We start from the raw sequence: 18,875 nt of genomic DNA, 5'->3' as shown, positions 1-18,875 counted from the left end.
AGGCAGTGGGTTCAAAATTCTGAAATCCTAATTCTGAATTCACGATTGAAATAGTACCTTTACCGCTTAGTATAATTTGAATGAAAAATAGACTCCTTTTCGTGTTGTTGTGCTGTGTTCCGGCCCTTGCATTTTCGCAGGAAAATGAAGCCGATGCACCAAACCAGAAAAAGGAAAAACCGCCCATAGAGCTCTACAAGATAATTAGCCACGACTGGGATACCACCTATGTAGATACTACGCTAAGCATTCAAAAGGAATATAGGTTCAATTATCTGCGTAAGGATACTTTCGAGCTGTTGCCCTTTGCCAATGTGGGGCAGACCTACAATACGCTTGCGTACGATTTCAGCAGAAAAAACTTTAAACCGCTTTTTGTGGCGCAAAGCCATCATTTCAATTTTGAACAAATTGAAGATATTTCCTATTACAGCGTTCCCACACCCTTGACCGAACTGTACTTCAAGACCGCCTTTGAGCAGGGGCAACAACTGGATGCTTTTTTCACCGTAAATACCAACGAGCAGTTCAATTTTAGTATTTCTTACAAAGGGTTGCGTTCCTTGGGGCTGTACCAGCAATCGTTGGCCAGTACGGGAAACTTCAGGTTTACCACAAACTATCACACCAAGAACAAACGCTATAGGTTTAGAGGACACATTGTGGCGCAGGATATCCTGAATGAAGAAAACGGGGGCTTACCAGCCACTTCCCTGGCGCTCTTTGCCAGCGATGAAGGCGATTTTGACGACCGCGGAAGGCTGGACGTAAATTTTGAAAATGCCGAAAACAAATTGGAAGGGCTTCGGTTTTATGGCGACCATCAATACGAACTCATAAGCCAGCGCGATAGCTTGAGCCATAACGTGCTTGCCATTGGAAACCAGATAAGCTACGAGGACAAATTTTACGAATACAGGCAAACAGCTCCCTTTAACGGTTTTGGCGATAGTTACGAAAGTGCCGACCTAAAAAAAGAAACCACCCTCGAGGATTTTAACGCCCAGGCATTTGCAAAGTTGGACAATTCCATTTTAGGAAAAATTGGGGCGTATGTTAGTTACACAAATTTTAATTACGGCTATAACTCGGTCATTATTTTTGACGAGGGCCGTATTCCCAACAGGTTACAGGGGGATATACTAACGGCTGGTGCCAACTACAAAAAACAATATAGGGGCTTCGCACTGGAAGGCGAAGGTTTTATAAACGTAGCGGGAGATTACGACGCTACTTATTTAAAGGGTGCGGCTTCTTTCAGCTTTAATGAGACCAATAGGGTGGAAGCTTCGGCGAGTATCCATTCCAGCGCGCCCAATTTCAACTTTTTGCTGTACCAGAGCGATTATGTGAACTACAATTGGCAGACCAATTTCAATAATGTAAAGACACAGGAATTGAATTTTAAGTTACAATCCGAAAAATTGTTGGATGCCTCGGTAACCTATACGGGTATTGACGATTATACCTATTTTACCATACAGCCCAACGATTCTACCCCAACGCCACAACAGTTCAGCGAGCGGGTGGATTATATAAAGGTGAAAGCCGAAAAGGAGTTCCGTTACAAAAAATTTGCCTTGATGAACACGGTGTTGTTCCAGCAAGCAATTTCGGGAGGTGAGGTGCTGAATGTCCCTGAAATCGTTACCAGACAAAGCTTATACTACCAAGACGAATGGTTTAAAAAAGCGGCCTTTATCCAAACAGGTATCACCTTTAAATACTTCACCGAGTACACTATGAATGCCTACGATCCTGTCCTGGCAGAGTTCTACGTGCAGAACGACCAAAAACTAGGTGGCTTCCCGTTGGTAGATGTTTTCTTTAACGCCAAGATACGCCAAACAAGGATCTACTTTAAGTACGAGCACATAAACCAGTTGTTCAACAGCACGAACAACCATTTTTCGGCACCTACCTATCCATACCGCGATGCGGTGATACGTTTCGGGTTGGTTTGGAATTTCTTTCTTTAGTTGGCAGGTTGTAGGCGGTAGGACGCTCTGCTGATGGCTGGTAGCGAATAGCCCGACCCGTTCGCTGGCAGTTGCGTATGGGGGTCTCGCCCACATAAAAAACCCGACCAAATAGCCGGGTTTGGAATTATATTTTTTTAAAGTCCCCTTTTCCTTTGGGGAGGGGATTTAGGGGAGTGAGTCACTAGTCCCTCAACAACCCCCTAGAGATCACGATCTTTTGTATCTCGCTGGTTCCTTCGTAAATCTGGGTAATCTTTGCGTCACGCATCAATCGCTCTACGTGGTACTCTTTTACAAATCCGTTACCGCCGTGCACCTGTACCGCTTCTACGGTAACGTCCATTGCCACCTGGCTGGCGTATAGTTTTGCCATAGCACCGCTCATATCGTAATTGTTGCCTTGGTCCTTGTCCCAAGCGGCTTTCATTACGAGGTGACGTGCAGCCTCGATTTGGGTGTGCATATCGGCCAATTTAAATGCGATGGCCTGGTGGTTGCAAATTTCGGTGCCAAAAGTCTTACGTTGCTTAGAGTATTCCTTGGCAAGCTCGTAAGCTCCTGAGGCAATCCCCAACGCCTGTGCAGCAATACCAATACGGCCACCGCTCAAGGTTTTCATCGCAAACTTAAAACCAAAACCATCTTCACCAATCCTATTCTCCTTAGGAACCTTTACATCGTTAAAGTTGAGGGTATGGGTGTCGCTACCACGAATTCCCAACTTGTCCTCTTTTGGTCCCACTTCAAAACCTTCCCAACCTTTTTCCACGATAAAGGCATTGATACCGCGGTGTTTTTTCTCTTTGTCGGTTTGGGCAATGACCAAGTAGTAATCTGCCGTGCCCCCATTGGTGATCCAGTTTTTGGTTCCGTTCAACAAGTAGTGGTCTCCTTTGTCGATGGCTGTGGTGCGTTGCGAGGTAGCATCACTTCCAGCTTCTGGTTCGCTGAGGCAAAAAGCTCCCAATTTTTCACCTGTTGCCAGTTTGCTAAGGTATTTTTCTTTTTGTGCTTCGGTTCCGTAGGCTTCAAGGCCGTAACATACCAAGGAGTTGTTTACCGAAACAATTACCGAACACGAAGCATCTATCTTGCTCAACTCTTCCATGGCCAACACGTAGCTCACGGTATCCATACCGCCACCGTTGTATTTGGGGTCTACCATCATCCCTAGGAACCCTAGCTCGCCCATTTTTTGTACCTGTTCGGCAGGGAATTCTTGTTTGTTGTCACGCTCAATAACACCTGGGAGCAATTCGGTTTTGGCAAAATCACGAGCTGCGTCGCGTATCATCAAGTGTTCTTCGGAAAGAGAAAAATCCATAGCTTTTTGTTGAAATGTTCGTAAAAATGGCACTGTACTGAAACTATTTCAGAAATGCCGTGCAAAGATACCTTATTATTGATAAATCTCAAATTAGAAGGTCTAAATTACAAGGACAAGTTTGATAACAAGGACGATTGGATGCACGATACGTCCGTCAAGGCAGACTGCACGAGTCACGACATAGTTGCTAATCGTGGCTTTATGTTGTGGTTCGTGCAACTAGCTTTAGCTAGCGGTCGTGATTCCAATCGTCTCATTCCCAAAAAAATGCTGCTATATAAAGCATTGTAATTCGGGATTTCTTTTTTGTTGTGTATTTGCCCCCTGCATAGTACCTTTAAACTATGTCATCACAAAAAAATACATATCGGGTCTTGGGGGTTATGTCCGGCACCTCGCTGGACGGTATCGATCTTGCTGAACTGGATTTTCAGGTTTCAGATAAAGCAACTTGGACGTTTAAAATAGGGAGGGCCAAGACCATTCCCTACCCTTCGGAATGGGTGGCTATTTTAAAGGAGGCCGTCCATTTTTCCGAAGGCAGATTAAAAACACTCAACAAAGACTATACGGTGTACCTTGCTGAAGCAATCTCCAGCTTTGTGGCTGAGAATGCCATTGAAAGCCTAGATGCTGTCTGTAGCCACGGCCATACCATCCTGCACCAACCAGAAAAGGGAATAACATTACAAATAGGCAACATGCCCGAAATTGCAGCACTCACCGGACAGACAGTGGTTTGCGATTTTAGGGTCCGGGATGTGCAACTGGGTGGGCAGGGTGCCCCGTTAGTGCCCATTGGCGACACACTGCTCTTCCCAGCATACGACTACTGCCTCAATTTGGGAGGATTTGCGAATTGCTCTTTTGAGAAAGACGGTTCCCGCATTGCCTACGACATTTGCCCCGTGAATATTGTATTGAACGCTTTGGCAGAACAACTGGACCTTCCCTACGACGATGGGGGTATGGTGGCCAGAGGAGCCACAATAGATATCAATGTATTGGATGTGTTGAACAAGCTTCAATTTTATAAGCAAGAGCCTCCCAGATCATTGGGATTGGAGTGGGTGCAGCAATTTGTATTCCCCGTTATTGAAAAAGCTGACATTTCAGCAGAAGATGCCCTCGCGACCTTTACCGAACACGTGGCGCAACAATTGGCCCAGCAATTTGAAGAAGGTAGCTCCATACTCGTAACGGGTGGTGGAGCCTATAATGACTTTCTTTTAGAGCGTTTGCGCTACCACAAGAGCGTTGAGGTGGTCCTCCCAGAGCCAAAACTGGTTGAATATAAGGAGGCGCTCATTTTTGGTCTGCTTGGGGTACTTAAATTACGGGGTGAGATAAACTGTCTCGCCAGTGTTACGGGGGCCAGCCAGGACCACAGCAGCGGAAAAATTTTTAGGTAGCTCAAGGGCTTCGTATCTTTGTGGTGCTATGTCCAAAAAAGAACCCAAAAAACCAGACCAAGTTGTTTTTGATGGAGAAAAAGGAAGCTACGATGCTGCTTTAAAACCGTATTCAACAAATTTAGGAGCACCTGCCATTAAGGTAGACGATGTTACTACCTGGAAAAACACCAACGTCCACAAGGTGAACCATCATTTCAAGACAAAATTTGAAAGCTTGAAAAAAGAATACGAAGCGATGATGGAGACCTTTGAATACAACAACCTGATCTATACCGCCAAATTCAGTTTTGAGCCTGTGCTTGGCGAGGTGTATCATTTGTACAGAGACAAGAATGGCGAACCGTTTCTTTCCATTATCTCACCCAAAGAATGTTCTTGGGATTTCGTAGGTACTTTTAAATTGACCACCGATAAACTTTGGGAGCAAGTAAAAGGCTAATCTTTTATTTCCTTTAAATGCTCCGCATATCCCGTCATTTCCCAATGCCCCAACGAGATAGGGATATTGCCAATGCTGTTCAATTCATCAAAAAAATCTTTTAGTACAAAAGGTTCGCCCTTGTCTTCTTTCATCTTGGCATAATCTGCGATTGCGTGTTCCAATAGATATTTCCCAGTGATATAGCTCGTGCCGTAGCCAGGTTGGCGCAGGTATAAATGTTGTTCAAAAATCAATAGTTCCTTTTCGGTCTTCATCCAGCCTCTTGGAGTGTATTCGCTATGGATGCCACCGGCCTCCTCCATGGTCATCTCGTTGGCGTGGGCGTATAGCGAACCGAGTCCTCGGGCAGCGCGTTGGGCAATCATGATATACACGATTTCCTTGGTGCGTGGGCTGTCATCATAAAATCCTGCTTGCATAAATAACTCTTCAACTGCGGTGGCGGTGCCCTCGTTGCGTGAGTCGAATATATTATAGAGCAAAGCATCCTTTCTTATTTCGCTGGTGTTGGGTTCGTATTCCATGCGTGCCAGCTCGAACCAATGATAAAAGTGTGAGTAGAGTGGCCTTGGATCGTAATGTTGCCCGATCCTGAAGAAGTTCCGTTTCTCTTCGGGAATGTATTCGCCCAGATGTGCTCGCAGCGCAGGCTCAAAATAGGGTTTCACGGTGAGTATTTCCTGTTGGTCCAAAAATTTCAGAAAACTCTGTGCCGATTTTTCAGCAAGCGCATTATATGCGGCTGCTGAGTTCGCAGCTTTTAGTTTGGGTATGTTTCGGTTACGGTGCTCTTCTAGTTTTAATGATGTCCATGCACGTGCCAGTTCGCGTTTTAAGATCATCACCTCGTCTTCCCAAGTAAGTGGGACCAAGTGGACATTTTGCAGATACCAGGTATAATTTTCTTTACCAATGCCCGAGGGTCCCGTTTTGTTCTTTGCTTCGGCCTTGAGCCAGGAAACCAGGTTTTCGGTAGACTGGGTGGCTTTGTCTATGGCGCTATCCAGTTCTTTGTCTTTTGCTATGCTCGCTTTACTTTTCAGTTGTGCCAGTACGTTGCGCTGTCCTTCAATATCCCGTATTCCCGTACTAAAAAGATCTTTGGCGTTGCCGGTCAAGTTTATCTTGGCCTGTTCGTTTAAAGGAGCTATTACTTTTAGGTCATTTATGAGTCGGTCTCTTTCTGTTTTAGAAAGCGGAAACGAATACGTCCACAATTCCAAAACGGCATGGTGCGTAGGGCCTTCGTGTGCGGGCACGTCACTTTTATAGGTCCAAACAGTTTTGTAAAAGGCAGGGTCACGCTCCCACGGTTTTAGGATGCGCTGGTTAAAATCATATCCGTTCATTTCGGCCCAAACCAGCATCCAGTCTACTTTTTTGGGGATGGACCAATTTGTAGTGTCGATGGATTTCAGGCGGACCTGTAGTGTTTTAAATTCAGGTTCTCGTTTTTTAAAGGTTGCTGTAGTATAGTCTGGTGCACCATTCAACAAAGGTGGTTTTTCAAAATCTCGCCACTCCTTGAACAATTGTACGAGTTGGCCGTATCCTGGAGCATCATTTTCTTGTGCAATGCTACATACGTTTGAAACCAAAAGGAGGAAAATAAATGCTGAAGTTCTCATACACAGAAATTTGTTTTTAAAGTTACTGAAATTTGAATTCAGAGCAGTTCTTTTAAAATAAACTTAAAATAATACAGCACCTTTTTCAAAATAGTATATTTGTAATCCTTACTTCCAAACAACCAACCGAAGTGATTTTTTTATGAAAGAACTACTCAAGAAATACGAAGAAAAAGACCCCGAAATAGTATTCCATTGGAACGATCCAGAAACCGAAGCCGAAGGCTGGACGGTCATCAACTCCTTGCGGGGGGGTGCTGCTGGCGGCGGTACGCGTATGCGCCCGGGACTGAACGAAAACGAGGTGCTCTCCCTGGCAAAAACCATGGAAGTAAAGTTTACCGTGTCGGGTCCTGCCATAGGTGGTGCAAAATCTGGAATCAACTTCGATCCAAGGGATCCGCGTAAAAAAGGCGTGCTGGAACGTTGGTACAAAGCTGTATCTCCATTGCTGAAAAGTTACTACGGAACGGGAGGCGACCTTAACGTGGACGAAATTCATGAAGTAATCCCCATTACCGAGGAAAGCGGCGTATGGCACCCACAGGAAGGTGTCTTTAATGGACATTTTACCCCGACCGAAGCCGACAAGATAAACCGAATTGGCCAATTGCGCCAAGGAGTGATAAAGGTCCTGGAAAATAGCGATTATTCTCCGGACGTCTCAAGAAAATATACGGTGGCCGATATGATTACCGGTTATGGAGTTGCCGAAGCAGTGCGCCATTATTATGAAATATACGGAGGTTCGGTAAAGGGGAAACATGCCATTGTACAAGGTTTTGGAAATGTAGGAGCGGCTGCGGCCTATTACCTTTCCCAAATGGGAGCCAAAGTGGTCGGGATTATCGATAGGGTAGGCGGCATTATAAACAAGGACGGTTTCAGTTTTGAAGAGGTACAAGAATTGTTTCTGAACAAGGACGGAAACACCTTAGTGGCAGAAAAGATGATGCCTTTTGAAGAAATAAACGAAAAGATATGGACGCTGGAATGTGAAGTGTTTGCCCCTTGTGCGGCATCACGATTAATTACCAAGGAACAAATTTCAGCAATGATAGATACCGGTCTCGAAGTAATAAGTTGTGGGGCCAACGTACCGTTTGCCGATAGAGAAATTTTCTTCGGTCCCATTATGGAGTATACCGATGAACGCGTAAGCCTTATCCCAGATTTTATCTCAAACTGTGGCATGGCAAGAGTGTTTGCCTATTTTATGGAGCGCAAAGTACAGATGACAGATGAGGCTATCTTTAATGATACCTCCATGACCATACGCAATGCGATTCAAAATACATTCGACAATAACAGCACAAAGACGAATATTAGCAAGACTGCTTTTGAAATCGCTTTGAAACAATTATTATAAAATCATTTTTTAAACAAAAAAACAACTTCACATGTTCAAAAACTTTTTAGGCACTAGTCCGCGATGGTTTAAGTACACCATGATAGCATTTCTTATTTTTAACATCGTGAGCTTCTACCTGTTGGGCCCAGTTATAACAGCTTGGCTCTTTATAGGTGAGTTTATCTTTACGCTCGCGCTTGCCTTAAAATGCTACCCATTGCAAAGTGGTGGACTCTTGGCGATTGAAGCCATGGCGTTGGGACTCACCTCCCCAGATGCGGCCTATGCTGAGGTAGCTGCAAACCTAGAGGTAATCCTTTTGCTTATGTTTATGGTAGCGGGGATCTATTTTATGAAACCATTGCTCATGTATATTTTCAGCAAGGTGTTCACAAAGATAAAGTCCAAGATGGTGCTCTCGCTACTGTTTGTGCTATTGTCCGCAGTGCTTTCAGCTTTTCTGGACGCCCTTACGGTAACAGCGGTAATTATTAGTATTGGTGTTGGGTTTTACGGAGTGTACCATAAAATACATTCCAGCACGGAAACAGATTATAATAAAGATGGCATTGCAGACCGCAAGGAACTTAGTGGGGAAACTTTGGAGCAATTCAGGAGTTTTCTACGCAGTTTGGTGATGCACGGTGTAGTTGGAACAGCGTTGGGAGGGGTTTGTACACTTGTGGGCGAGCCACAGAACCTGCTTATTGGAGCCAAAATGGAATGGGACTTTATAGAATTTTTCCTGCGTATGGCACCTATAACCATTCCTGTATTGTTCGCAGGATTGTTAACCACCGCATTGCTTGAAAAGACAAAATGGTTCGGTTTTGGAGCCAAGATGCCTCCAGTTGTTAGGCAAATCATCGAAGGATATACCGAAAAAGTAGATGCAAAAAGAACAAAGTCTGAAAAAAATGGCCTGATAGTCCAGGCGGTAGCCGCCATATTCCTCATTATAGGGTTGGCGCTGCACTTGGCCCCGGTAGGATTTATTGGGTTGGCATTGATCATCCTTCAAACAGCATTTATGGGTATTACGGACGAGCACAGTCTTGGTAAATCCTTTGAAGAAGCCCTGCCCTTTACAGGCCTTTTGGTAGTGTTCTTTGTTATTGTTGCAATGATTCACGACCAGCACCTCTTTAAGCCTATCATAGAATGGGCACTGAACCACCCGCCTTCACAACAACCCGCCATATTTTATGCGGCCAACGGAATTCTCTCTATGATAAGCGATAACGTTTTTGTGGCCACAGTATACATTGGTGAAGTGCAACAGGCTTTCTTGGATGGCGTAATTACAAGAGAGCAATATGACCACCTAGCCATTGCCATAAACACAGGAACAAACCTACCTAGTGTTGCTACCCCAAATGGGCAGGCAGCCTTTTTGTTTCTGCTCACCTCATCCTTGGCACCATTGATCAACCTAAATTATATCAAAATGGTGAAAATGGCATTTCCTTACACCATTGTACTTGGTGCTGTTGGGTTGTTGGGGGTTATTATGTTCCTCTAAATAATTATTGAAACTTTTTTACGTTAGTATTGTAAACCAAAACAAATCTATGACCAATTTCTTGCTTCAAGACGAGGTTGAAAATGCAGCCAACGCTATGCAACTCACCGATGCTGCACCCGAAGAAAAAACGCTTTCAGTTTTAGAATTGATAATGAACGGTGGCCTTGGTGCCCAGATCATCATTGGAGTCCTGTTCATCCTGCTGTTTGTAGCGGTCTATATTTATTTTGAACGTTTGTTCGCGATTAAGGCTGCTTCACAAATGGACAGTAATTTTATGAACCAGATACGCGACAATGTGGCCAATGGCAATGTACAAGCAGCAAAAGTGCTATGCGCGCAACAAAATACACCCGTTTCAAGACTCACCGAAAAAGGCATAAGTCGCATAGGCAGTCCTTTGGAAGATATCAATACCGCCATTGAGAATGCAGGCCGTCTCGAAGTATATAAACTCGAAAAAAACGTAAGTATCCTAGCGACCATCGCAGGAGCGGCACCTATGATTGGGTTCTTGGGAACAGTGATTGGGATGGTGCTTGCATTTCATCAATTGGCCACAAGTAGCGGCCAGGCAGAAATGGGGGCATTGGCCGAAGGTATCTACACTGCAATGACAACAACCGTTGCCGGACTTATAGTTGGTATCATAGCTTATATGGGCTACAACCATCTTGTGGTTAGGACCGATAAAGTAGTGCACCAAATGGAAGCCACCGCGGTAGATTTCTTGGACCTCCTAAACGAACCGGCATAATATGAACCTACGCGGAAGAAATAAAATAAGTCCAGAGTTCAGTATGAGCTCCATGACCGATATTGTGTTCCTGCTCTTGGTCTTTTTCCTATTAACCTCCCCGGCCATTACGCCAGATGCTTTGGATTTAATCCTTCCAAAGGCCAAAGGTAAATCCACAAACCAACAAAAAGCCTCCGTAAGTATTACCAAGGACGGAGCATACTACGTAAACAAAGAACGCGTAAGCGAATACAGCATAGAAAAAGAATTGCAATCCATCTTGGCTGGGCAGGAACAGCCCACTATTATTTTAAGGGCTGAAGAAGGCGTGCCCATAGAGGATGCCGTTTTTGTGATGGACGTAGCCAATAAAAACAACTTTAAAGTCGTTTTAGCAGTACGGCCCAATTAAGAGGGTAGTGTATAGTTGGTAGCGATTAGGTATTTGGACGTGACCCTAAACCGGGTCGGGCTTTCATCGCTACATGGTAGCATATTCAATCCCTCACGCAAATAAAACATAAAAAATTAAAGTCACTAATGCCTGTTCTGGACACCAAACATAAAAAAAAGAGTATGACCATCACGGTAATCCTGCACGTGATACTGCTTGTTTTATTATTTTATGTTGGGATGACCTATCTGGATCCACCCCCAGAAAACGGTATAGCGGTGAACTTTGGTACAACAGAGATGGGTAGCGGCGATATACAACCCAGAGAGCCCATAAAATCGGCCCCAAAGGTAACCACACCACCGCCCACTTCACAGCCCAAATCTGAAATCAAGGAAGAAGTGGTTACCCAAGATAATGAGGAGGCCCCCGTAATAAAAAAAGAAGAAAAGAAAAAGGAACAGACCGAAACTCCCAAAAAAGTAGAGCCCAAAAAAGAAACTCCCAAAAAAGAGGAGCCAAAGCCAGATAAAACCACCACAGATGCCCTCTCAAACTTGATTAACGGCCCCAAGAGTGACGGAACCGCAAAGGGTAGCGAGGGCGACGACACAAAGGGTGGCGGAGATAAAGGCGACCCCAGTGGCGATCCCAATGCACAGAGTTATTACGGCACTGGCAAGGGATTGGATGGCGACGGAAACTACCTCCTGGGAGGCCGGAAGCCCCTTAACAAACCCAGAAACCCCCAAGATTGTAACGAGGCAGGTAAGGTTGTCGTGAGCATAGAGGTAAATCGAAACGGACAGGTGATTGCGGCACAACCTGGTGTGCGAGGTACCACAAACAATTCTAAGTGCCTGTTGGACAAGGCAAAGGAAAATGCAATGGCTACTAAGTTCAATTCAGATAGTAATGCCCCCGCCAAGCAAATAGGGAAGATTATCTACAATTTTACCCTCTCCCAGTAATTGTTTAGATTTTTATAGTATTTTGGTAGTCCCAACTTACTATGCTACTAACCTACACTAGATATACTACTTGGTTTATTGGTTTGGTTTCCGTACTAACATCCTTGTTTTTCGGAAACGAGGAAACCCTATATATTAAACCATTATTTCATGTAGGCTTGTACACTTTTTTTTATGTTTCAAACAAGAAACATAGTGGTTTGTTGCTCATGTTTCTCCTAGCTGGTATGGTCGCCGAATTTTTAACAGCTAAGAATTTTGAATATTATTACGCCATTATAAACATTCTTTTTGCAATTTACTTTTCAATTGGGATTTTGTTCCAGGTTCCTGTACTCAAGACAGCGAAATTAAAACTCAGCAATACTACGGGTATCTTGGGGGTATTGTTTTCTTCTATTATCTTATATATTGTCTATGCACTTGTGTATTATTCAGTGCAAGAATTTAACGAACAGGTGCCAGCGGTTATAGGTGCCATAACATTTGTAGGTTTTGTTGGTAGTTGCTTTTATGTAACTTTATTTCACCCACACCCCAAGAAAGTAACATTGTTTATTGTAGGTATATGTTATTTTATTGTTTGTATTGGGTATCTCGTCTACGAACTGTTATTTACCAACACATTATTGATTGCCCTCATAAATACAACTGAAATTATAGCACAATTTGCGTTTGTTCGATTCCTGATTTCCAGAAGCGAATTCTTGAAGAAACAGGAATGGCTCATTTAAATCTATCCGTATCATTCTCACAAACTGCTTGGGTAAATAATCAGTATCTTTAGCCTTCAAATTTTAATGCTATGAGATCTTCCCTATATTTTTTCTTCGGAATAGTTTTCCTGTTCGTTTCCTGTACTAATCCTTCTGAAGAAAACGTAAAAACTCCAACTTCAGAAATTTCAGAAAAACTTCCCTCAGACCTCATGTTCCTTCAACGAGCATACCCAAGGGGCAAGATAAAACCGGAAGCCTATAGAGAAGCAATTGCATGGAAAAAGAGACAGCTTTCGCAGCAGCGAAACCAACTGAATGTCTGGGAATTTGCGGGCCCCCTCAACATTGGTGGCCGCATAACCGATATTGAAATACCTGTGGACAATGCGACTACATATTATGTGGGTGCAGCTTCAGGAGGGATCTTTAAGACAACCGATGGTGGTACAACCTGGCAGCCCATTTTCGATGAAATGGATATGCTCTCCATTGGCGATATGGAGATTTCAAAAAATAATACAAACACTATCTGGGTGGGGACTGGTGAGCCCAATTCCGGTGGGGGTTCCTTGGTGTACGATGGGGACGGCATCTACAAATCTGAAGATGGAGGAAGCACATGGGAGTCAAAAGGCCTAGCAGATATTGGTAGCGTGGGAAAAGTAATGATAGATCCCAATGATGACGAAACAGTTTTTGTGGCAGCAATGGGGCCGCTTTTTAGGAACGATGATAACCGTGGTGTGTTCAGGTCGCAAGATGGGGGTGATACTTGGGAACAAGTATTATTTATTGGCGATAAAACGGGAGCGATAGATATGGCCATACACCCTTCAAATAGCGAAATACTTTACGCAGCTATGTGGGAGCGGGAGCGAAGACCCGAAAATACCGTATTTGGAGGTGCCACCTCAGGTCTGTACCGTTCTATAGATGGTGGTACTACGTGGACCGAACTGACCAACGGATTGCCAACCGCTGCAAACGATAAAGGACGCATAAGCATTGCTATCTCACAATCCAACCCCGATGTACTGTACGCCCGTTATGCAAATGCTTCGGGAAGTATTGAAGGGGTATATCGCTCGCAAGACGGAGGTGATTCCTGGCAAGAGCGTAATTCAAATCAGTTGACCAATGTAGGTTTTCACTGGTGGTTCAGGGGAATTTATGTAGACCCCTTAGATGAAAATACGATCTACAATGTAGATTTTATAGTTGAAAAATCCACAGATGGTGGAAACACGTGGAATACAGCGTTTCCAAACGTTCACGTAGATCAGCACGCATTGGCCTTTAACGCCCAAACAGGAGGCGAAGTGCTATTGGGCAACGATGGTGGGTTGTATTACAGCAACGATGATGGTGCTAGTTCAACAAAAGATGTAAGCTTGCCCATCACACAATTGTACCGTATGTACGTAGACCCCCAAAACGAGGACAAAGTGTATGCCGGTGCCCAAGACAACAGCACCGTGCGAACTATAACAGGTGGCTTGACAGATTGGAGTATCATAAACGGTGGGGACGGTTTTCAACCTTTGGTGGACGAGAATGACACCAACGTAATCTACGCCCTGTCGCAACGAGGAAATTTTGTAAAATCTACTAACGATGCAGCGTCATTTTCCAGTGCAACCAGTGGTATAGCGGGTGGTGATCGTAAAAATTGGGATACCCCCGTGACCTTCGACCCAAACAATTCACAAATATTATACTACGGAGCCAATAGGTTGTATAGAACCACAAATGCTGCAGGAAGTTGGGAGGCCATTAGTCCAGACCTTACCAATGGTTCGGGAGGTGGCAATAATGTATATGGCACTATAACCACGATAGATGTTTCCCCGCTGGACAGTGATTTGATCTACGTAGGAACAGACGATGGTAATGTATGGGTAACCGAAGATGGTGGAGCTACTTGGCAAGATATTTCCATAGGGATTCCTAACCGTTGGGTGACCAAGGTGTTGGCAGATCGTGACAATATTAACAGGGTTTTTGTAACCCTCTCCGGGTATCGGTATGGCGAGGACAACGGAAATGTATATAGAAGCAGTAATAGGGGGCAAGCTTGGAGCGCAATTGGAGAAGAGCTGCCAGATATCCCCATTAACGATATTGTAAAGGATGCCAGCGGAAAAGTATTCTTGGCAACCGATGTAGGTATATTTGGAGCAGGAACCCAAGCCTATCTTTGGGAAGTGATAGATGGGAATTTACCCTCTGTGGTGGTGAACGATATGCATATTCATGAACCCAGCCAGACCCTTTATGCAGCTACATATGGGCGGTCTATATATAAATTGGATCTCTCAACAGTGGTGTTGGGTACTTCTGAAGTTGTTGAAAGTGCAACTATCGCCATTGCTCCTAATCCTGCGGAAGACTTTACTGAAATCACCTTTACGGAAAATGTTACGAACGCTTCTATTGAAATGTTTGATGCACTGGGACGAAACGTGAAAAATCTCAACATTACCAATACACGTACATGTACCATTCCTATAGCCGATATGAGAGCAGGAACCTATTTTCTGAAAATACAGGTAGGCACCCAAACCCAAACCAAAAAATTGATCGTAAAATAAACTGCCATCACGTACCCTGAAACATTAGAATGGCTCTTTGCGCAGCTTCCCATGTACCAACGCGTGGGACAAGCGGCCTATAAAGCAGATTTGAGCAATACCCAAAAGCTTGCCAAACATCTTAACCATCCCGAAAATGGATTTAAAAGCGTACACGTAGCAGGTACAAACGGGAAAGGCTCTACCAGCCATATGCTTGCCTCTGTGTTACAGGAAGCTGGGTATAAAGTTGGGCTTTATACTTCGCCCCATTTAAAAGACTTCAGGGAGCGCATAAAGATAAACGGTACGGTAATTCCCAAGCGTACTGTTTCAACGTTCGTAACCAAGCACAAACCTTTTTTTGAAAGCAACCAGCTTTCCTTTTTTGAAATGACCGTGGGCTTGGCGTTCGATTATTTCAGAAGGGAAAAAGTGGACATCGCCATTGTGGAAGTAGGCATGGGAGGGCGTCTGGATAGTACAAACGTAATCACTCCAGAGGTTTCGGTAATTACAAATATTGGCTTGGACCACACACAGTTTCTTGGTACAACGCTCCCCGAAATAGCAACTGAAAAAGCAGGCATCATAAAAGCAAAAGTCCCGGTTGTAATAGGTGAATACAATAAACACACACTTCCTGTTTTTGAAAAAATTGCAAAAAAGAATAACGCAACACTTTACAAAGCGTTTGAGTACAAAGGAGCTTTGTTGCCATCTGACTTAAAAGGAGATTACCAAAAAAGTAACATTCAAACAGTACAAACAGTGATGAAAGTCTTACAGCAAAAAAGATATAGTGTAGGTATTCAACACTTGGCAAAAGGCCTTCAAAATGTAGTCGCTAATACTGGTTTGCTGGGGAGATGGCAAATAGTACAGGAAAAACCAAGAATAATCTGCGATACGGCTCATAATAAAGAAGGTCTGAAGTATGTATTACAGCAATTGCAAGAAGAAGATTTTAACGAATTGCACATCGTACTAGGGATGTTGGGCGACAAGGCAATAGATACAATTGTACCTATGTTCCCCACAACGGCTAGGTATTATTTCTGTAAACCCAACATTGCACGTGGGATGGAGGTGAGTATATTACAGCAGCAGGCAAAAAAATCTGGGTTGGATGGCGAAGCGTATGCTACAGTCAAAGATGCACTAAAAGCAGCAAAGAGAAATGCAGCCCCGACCGATTTGATTTTTGTGGGCGGCAGCACATTTGTAGTGGCAGAAGTGGTTTAGTTTTTCCTCCCCTTGAATTTTTTAGACTTCTTTTTGTCCGGATTGGTAAACAAGCGTTTTAAGAATCCGTCACGTTTGGTGGGTGGGCAATCCAAGGTGCTTTTTACTTCATCACTTATATTAGGGAATTTTGCTGTTGTATAGGTTGTAAAATCTTTTTCGGCATTTATTTTTTGGATAAACTTTGCGAAAACGGGTAAGGCAGCATTGGCTCCTTGGCCCAACCTAGTGCTTTTAAAACCTATGCGGTGGTCGTCGTGTCCTACCCAGGTTACCATGACAAGATTTGGGGTAATTCCCACAAACCAAGCGTCTTTGTTGGATTGGGTGGTTCCGGTCTTTCCCGCTAGTTCGTTTTTGAGTCCATAAACAGATCGAAGGCGTTTTGCGGTACCATTGTTCACAACATTTTGCATCATTGCCAATAGTTGCTGTCTGGTAGTTTCAGAAAAAGCTTCTTTGTTTGGTTCTTCTTCCTTAAAGGTTTCTAAAACTTTGCCTTGTGCGTTCTCGATCTTTCGTAAAAAATGAGGTGCTGATGCGCGGCTTCCATTAATAAACGCTGTATATGCGCCAGCCATTTCCAAAATGCTCAATTCTGCTGTGCCCAATGCCAGTGAGGGAACTTCAGGCAATTTTGTGGTAATGTTCAATTTTTTTGAAAGTTGAACTACATTGGGGATTCCTGTTTGTTCAATAATTTTTACCGAAACGGTATTGATAGATTGGGTAAGTGCTTCTTTAACACTGTAGTTAATGTAACTTTCATCCTTTTTCCCTGAATTGGAAGGCGTCCAATTGTTCAGGTTTTCATAAGATACCTCACGTGCAGATATATAATCGCAAGGGGATATGCCATTTTCTAGTGCAGCAGTATATACAATGGGCTTAAAGGTAGAACCTACTTGGCGTTTGCTCTGTACGTGGTCGTACTTGTAATTTTCAAAATCTACACCGCCCACCCAGGCCTTAATGGCACCAGTGTTGTTTACGACCAATGTTCCCGTAGCTAACGATTTTAAATAAAACTCCAAGCTGTCCAAGGTACTATAACGTACTTTTTTCTGTTTTCCAAAACTGGAGATGTTCATTTTTCGTTTTATGCTTAAAGAGTCAAGAATTTGATCTTCGGGCAGTCCTTTCTCTTTCAGTTTTATATAGGCTTGGGTTGTCTTCAGTCTTTCTTTAAAAAGGGTGGTTTTTTGTCCCCACGGTTTTTTGTTGCCATACTCACCTTCAAACTGTTGTTGCAACTTTTGTAGATGCTCACGTGTAGCAGCTTCAGCAAATTCCTGCATTTTTTTGTCTATCGTGGTATATATTTTAAGTCCGCTGGTATACAAGTTGGGCTGTTTGAGCAGATTGGTGTTTTCTTTGCACCAAGTAAGCATACGTTGACGTAATTTTTCACGGAAATAGGGGGCAAGCCCACTCTGCTCGTCATATCTGGCAAAATCTGTAACCAACGAATCCTCTTTAAATTTCTGAAATTCCTCTTGAGTGATGTACTCGTACTTCTGCATTTGCCCCAGCACTATATTACGTCTCTCTGCGCTGCGCCCGGGATGTTTATAGGGATTGTAATAGGTGGTGGCTTTTAGTGTGCCTATCAATGTCGCCGCTTCTGCAGGGGACAGGTTTTGGGTAGATTTGTTGAAAAATTTTCGGGCGGCGCTTTCTATGCCGTGGGTGTTACCACTAAATGGAGCCGAATTGAGGTAGAGCTCAAGAATTTGGTCCTTTTCGTAAACGGTCTCCAATCTCTTGGCGATAAAAATTTCTTTGCATTTTGCAACTGGTAATGTAAAGATGCTGAAATCTTTTCTTTTGTAGAGATTCTTTGCCAATTGTTGTGTGAGCGTACTTCCGCCACCAGCAGACTTGTCCTGGAGTAAAATAGATTTTATCACAACCCGAAACATACTTCGGGTATCAATGCCACTATGATTGTAAAATCGTGCGTCCTCGGTAGCGATTACGGCATTTATTACATGTTCTGGAATGCTGTCCAGCGGTATGGGTTGTCTGTTCTGGATATAGAACTTTCCAATAAGCTCATTGTTCACATCGTAAATTTCGGATGCGCGGTACTGGGAGAGTTCCTTCAGCTCCTTTTTTGAAGGCAAAGCACCCCAAAGTCCAAAATATACAGTGCCCATAAAGACACATGCTGCGCCAAATAACACCAGGCAGATACCACCTACCTTTTTTAAGACTTTTGTGAGTTTACGGTTTAGTTTCATCGCTTTGTTTGAAACGACAAAATAAAACAATGTATTACGTTTTGCTATACCCTTTAACCAAAGTTTAAAAGTATCAAAACAATTAATATGTCACATTGAGCTTGTCGAAATATATTGATTATCAATAATATTAAAACTTCGACAAGTTCAGTTTGACAATCTGTATAAACTTTTTAGACAGTCTCATTGGAAGTGGGCGCTGAGGGATTCGAACCCCCGACCCTCCCTAGGTGAACTCGGGATGCTCTGGACCTTCCAGATACCCTTTTGCAGGGTTATTTGCCTATAAGTTTTTCGATCATCTTCCTGCTCTTCCACATTTTT

The 18,875-nt window shown here is 43.6% G+C and carries 15 protein-coding genes; 12 read left to right on the top strand and 3 right to left on the bottom strand.

Annotation, left to right across the window (positions count from 1 at the left end):
* Positions 1-80: 80 nt before the first annotated feature.
* A complete protein-coding gene (locus C8D94_RS13420; RefSeq protein ID WP_115124472.1) occupies positions 81-1,979 on the top strand; it encodes a putative porin in 1,899 nt (632 codons plus the stop codon).
* A gap of 184 nt (positions 1,980-2,163) precedes the next feature.
* On the opposite strand, the gene C8D94_RS13415 is transcribed toward C8D94_RS13420, so the two are convergent.
* Complete coding sequence (locus tag C8D94_RS13415) at positions 2,164-3,306, bottom strand: acyl-CoA dehydrogenase (protein ID WP_115124471.1); 1,143 nt, start codon at positions 3,304-3,306, stop codon at positions 2,164-2,166.
* A gap of 54 nt (positions 3,307-3,360) precedes the next feature.
* Here C8D94_RS13415 and C8D94_RS13410 point away from each other — a divergent pair, with 54 nt between their 5' ends.
* Genes C8D94_RS13410 through C8D94_RS13400 form a run of 3 tightly spaced genes read left to right on the top strand, consistent with a single transcriptional unit; the run spans position 3,361 to position 5,163 of the window.
* Positions 3,361-3,600: a hypothetical protein gene (locus C8D94_RS13410; protein ID WP_115124470.1), complete on the top strand. Its 240-nt coding sequence runs from the start codon at positions 3,361-3,363 to the stop codon at positions 3,598-3,600.
* Positions 3,601-3,653: 53 nt separating this feature from the next.
* Positions 3,654-4,721 (top strand): anhydro-N-acetylmuramic acid kinase, encoded by a 1,068-nt coding sequence (locus tag C8D94_RS13405; RefSeq protein WP_115124469.1) that lies wholly within the window; start codon positions 3,654-3,656, stop codon positions 4,719-4,721.
* A 28-nt stretch (positions 4,722-4,749) separates the two neighbouring features.
* Positions 4,750-5,163 (top strand): DUF2452 domain-containing protein, encoded by a 414-nt coding sequence (locus C8D94_RS13400; protein WP_115124468.1) that lies wholly within the window; start codon positions 4,750-4,752, stop codon positions 5,161-5,163.
* Here C8D94_RS13400 and C8D94_RS13395 read toward each other — a convergent pair.
* Entirely contained in the window at positions 5,160-6,794 is a 1,635-nt protein-coding gene (locus C8D94_RS13395) for a hypothetical protein (RefSeq protein ID WP_115124467.1), read from the bottom strand. The genes C8D94_RS13400 and C8D94_RS13395 overlap by 4 nt on opposite strands.
* Before the next feature lie 142 nt (positions 6,795-6,936).
* Here C8D94_RS13395 and C8D94_RS13390 point away from each other — a divergent pair, with 142 nt between their 5' ends.
* The 8 genes from C8D94_RS13390 to C8D94_RS13355 all read left to right on the top strand — a co-directional run bounded on the left by C8D94_RS13390 (position 6,937) and on the right by C8D94_RS13355 (position 16,308).
* The gene (locus C8D94_RS13390; RefSeq protein ID WP_115124466.1) at positions 6,937-8,163 is read left to right on the top strand and encodes a Glu/Leu/Phe/Val dehydrogenase dimerization domain-containing protein; all 1,227 of its coding nucleotides are present in this window, start codon (positions 6,937-6,939) and stop codon (positions 8,161-8,163) included.
* 31 nt (positions 8,164-8,194) lie between these two features.
* Positions 8,195-9,667, top strand: a complete 1,473-nt coding sequence (gene nhaB, locus C8D94_RS13385; RefSeq protein WP_115124465.1) for a sodium/proton antiporter NhaB — start codon at positions 8,195-8,197, stop codon at positions 9,665-9,667.
* A 49-nt stretch (positions 9,668-9,716) separates the two neighbouring features.
* On the top strand, positions 9,717-10,427 hold the full coding sequence (locus tag C8D94_RS13380) for a MotA/TolQ/ExbB proton channel family protein (protein ID WP_115124464.1): 711 nt from the start codon (positions 9,717-9,719) through the stop codon (positions 10,425-10,427).
* A gap of 1 nt (position 10,428) precedes the next feature.
* Entirely contained in the window at positions 10,429-10,821 is a 393-nt protein-coding gene (locus C8D94_RS13375) for an ExbD/TolR family protein (RefSeq protein ID WP_115124463.1), read from the top strand.
* A 128-nt stretch (positions 10,822-10,949) separates the two neighbouring features.
* Complete coding sequence (locus tag C8D94_RS13370; protein WP_115124462.1) at positions 10,950-11,774, top strand: energy transducer TonB; 825 nt, start codon at positions 10,950-10,952, stop codon at positions 11,772-11,774.
* 41 nt (positions 11,775-11,815) lie between these two features.
* On the top strand, positions 11,816-12,508 hold the full coding sequence (locus C8D94_RS13365; RefSeq protein WP_115124461.1) for a hypothetical protein: 693 nt from the start codon (positions 11,816-11,818) through the stop codon (positions 12,506-12,508).
* 71 nt (positions 12,509-12,579) lie between these two features.
* Positions 12,580-15,084 (top strand): VPS10 domain-containing protein, encoded by a 2,505-nt coding sequence (locus C8D94_RS13360; protein ID WP_115124460.1) that lies wholly within the window; start codon positions 12,580-12,582, stop codon positions 15,082-15,084.
* Between the two features lie 6 nt (positions 15,085-15,090).
* Positions 15,091-16,308 (top strand): bifunctional folylpolyglutamate synthase/dihydrofolate synthase, encoded by a 1,218-nt coding sequence (locus tag C8D94_RS13355; protein ID WP_115124459.1) that lies wholly within the window; start codon positions 15,091-15,093, stop codon positions 16,306-16,308.
* On the opposite strand, the gene C8D94_RS13350 is transcribed toward C8D94_RS13355, so the two are convergent.
* A complete protein-coding gene (locus C8D94_RS13350; RefSeq protein WP_115124458.1) occupies positions 16,305-18,551 on the bottom strand; it encodes a penicillin-binding protein 1A in 2,247 nt (748 codons plus the stop codon). The two genes, C8D94_RS13355 and C8D94_RS13350, sit on opposite strands and share 4 nt — an antisense overlap.
* Positions 18,552-18,875: the final 324 nt, after the last annotated feature.

Origin of the sequence: Marinirhabdus gelatinilytica, from assembly GCF_003353425.1 — a bacterium.
GTDB lineage: Bacteria > Bacteroidota > Bacteroidia > Flavobacteriales > Flavobacteriaceae > Marinirhabdus > Marinirhabdus gelatinilytica.
The sequence above is the reverse complement of the archived record's forward strand: the minus strand, read 5'-3'. Positions and strand labels throughout refer to the sequence as shown.